Genomic DNA, 2,139 nt, shown 5'->3' with positions numbered 1-2,139 from the left:
GACGGCTGGCACCTGCTGGCCGGGGACGAGAGCGCGCTCCCGGCGATCGGCGCCGCCCTGGAGCGGCTTCCGGCCGGCGCGCCCGCCCGGGTGTTCGTCGAGGTGGAGGGCCCGGAGGAGGAGCAGAAGCTGTCGACCGAGGGCGACGCGGACATCGTGTGGCTGCACCGCCGCGGCGCGCAGGTGGGCGAGGCGCTGGTGCGGGCCGTGCGGGAGCTGGAGTTCCCCGAGGGCGTCGTGCACGCCTTCGTCCACGGGGAGGCGGCCTTCGTCAAGGAACTGCGGCGCTACCTGCGGGTGGAGCGCGGCCTTCCGCTGGAGTGGTTGTCGATCTCCGGCTACTGGCGGCGGGGCCGTGACGAGGACGGCTGGCAGTCCTCCAAGCGCGACTGGAACCGCCAGATCGAGGAAGAGGAGTCCGCCGCCCTCGGCGGCTGACCCAGGCCGCCGCCGTACGAGCCCGGGCTACCCGCCGAGGACGCGGCGCAGCCAGCGCAGCCGGGCGGCGCGTGCGTCCCGCGAGACGGCCGCCTGCGGGACCATGAGATCGAAGCCGTGGAACCCGCCCGGCCACACGTGCAGCTCCGCGCTGCCCCCGGCCCGCCAGATCGCGGCGGCGTACGCCACGTCCTCGTCGCGGAACGTCTCGGCCGAGCCGACGTCGATGAAGGCCGGCGGCAGCCCGGACAGGTCGGCGGCGCGGGCCGGAGCGGCGTAGGGGGACACGCTCGGGCCGCCGCGGGCGTCGCCGAGCAGCGCGCTCCACCCGGTCTCGTTCGCGGTGCGGTCCCAGACGCCGGATCCGGCCATCTGGTGGGACGACGGGGTGTCGTTGCGGTCGTCGAGCATGGGACACATGAGCATCTGCCCGGCCAGGGCGGGGCCGCCGCGGTCGCGGGCCATGAGCGCCAGCGCCGCGGCCAGCCCGCCGCCCGCGCTCGCCCCGGCGACGATGATGCGCTCCGGGTCGACGCCCAGCTCGGCGGCGTGGGCGGCGGTCCACGCCAGGCCCGCGTAGCAGTCCTCGACCGGCGCCGGGTGGGGGTGCTCGGGCGCCAGCCGATATTCCACGGACACGACGACGAGCCGGAGCTCCTGCGCCCAGTCGAGCACGCCGTCGAGCCCCACGCGGTTGTCGCCGATGATCATCCCGCCGCCGTGCGCGTGGTAGACGGCGGCGAGTGGCGTGGTGGCGCCCGCCGGACGGCAGACGAGCAGGGAGACGTCGGGCGCGCCGGCCGGGCCGGGCACCGCCCGCTCCTCCACCTCGAAGGCGCCGCCACGGCTGAGCGCCTCGTCGGGCAGGCTGGGACCGTTCGCCATGCCCGCCCGCAGGAGCGGGATCATTTCCGGAGTCAGCGACGGGGGCAACGTCTCGCCGAACGCGGCGAGCGCGGCGGCCAGCTCCGGGTCGAAGGGCGGCGGGGTGGTGGGAGAAGTGCTGCTCAAGGGGACTCCGTATCGTGACTGGTCCGTGTCGGCCATCGTGCGGGACACGGCGGCGGCGATTCCAGCGCCACCCGGCGGCCACTACCCGCCGTCCGGGGGTCCGAGCGGCGGCGGCGCGTTTTAGATCCGCGTTATCCGCTCGCGGTTATGGTGACGCCCGACGACGTCTCGGGGAGCGGTCTCGGGAGTGCCCATGTCACAGCGAAAGGTCAAGCGTGTGCGCGCCGCCATGCGGCGCGAGGAGGCCAGGCGGCGCGAGGAGCGTAGGCGGCTGGTGCGGAAGATCACCTACGCCGCGGCCGCCGTCGTGACGGTGGTGGCCGTGGCGACGGGGGTGCTGGTGTTCACCACCGTCGGCGCGACGAACACGGCCACGCCCGCGGCGGACGCCTCGCCACCGCCGTCGACGGCGGGACCCGTCAAGCCGTCGGCCACGCCGTCGGATGCCGCCTCGCCGAAGGCGGCGACGTCTGCCGCCCGATGAGGACGGGAAGGTTCACGGACGGTGCTCCGGGCCGACGATGGGCGTGCGCAGCCGTCGGCCAGGTCGCCCACCTCGTCGGCGGTGGCCAGCGGGCCCATGGGTCCGCTGCGGTCGGCGTTCTTGCCCAGCGTCCACTGCGCGGTGAGCTTCTGCGCGGCGCGGGCGGTGAGGCCGTTGAAGGCGGCGTAGCCGAGCACGGACGCCGC

3 protein-coding genes are annotated in these 2,139 nt (G+C 75.5%); 1 reads left to right on the top strand and 2 read right to left on the bottom strand.

The features are described 5' to 3' along the window. The coding region (locus AB0J39_RS39305) for a siderophore-interacting protein (RefSeq protein ID WP_363474273.1) at positions 1-438 on the top strand (438 nt) is incomplete at its 5' end. A gap of 27 nt (positions 439-465) precedes the next feature. Here the strand turns inward: AB0J39_RS39305 and AB0J39_RS39300 are convergent. Both AB0J39_RS39300 and AB0J39_RS39295 read right to left on the bottom strand, forming a co-directional pair. Beyond that, the gene (locus AB0J39_RS39300; RefSeq protein WP_363474275.1) at positions 466-1,485 is read right to left on the bottom strand and encodes an alpha/beta hydrolase; all 1,020 of its coding nucleotides are present in this window, start codon (positions 1,483-1,485) and stop codon (positions 466-468) included. 252 nt (positions 1,486-1,737) lie between these two features. Next, positions 1,738-2,139 (bottom strand): fumarylacetoacetate hydrolase family protein (locus AB0J39_RS39295; RefSeq protein WP_363474271.1); only part of this gene is annotated, 402 nt, incomplete at its 5' end.

Source organism: Microbispora sp. NPDC049633, assembly GCF_040675265.1.
Taxonomy (GTDB): domain Bacteria; phylum Actinomycetota; class Actinomycetes; order Streptosporangiales; family Streptosporangiaceae; genus Microbispora; species Microbispora maris.
The sequence above is the reverse complement of the archived record's forward strand: the minus strand, read 5'-3'. Positions and strand labels throughout refer to the sequence as shown.

What these genes read in the sequence shown, in the direction of transcription:
- AB0J39_RS39300 (WP_363474275.1), bottom strand. Translation starts at nt 1,485, where the DNA reads ATGGCCGACACGGACCAGTCACGATACGGAGTCCCCTTGAGCAGCACT.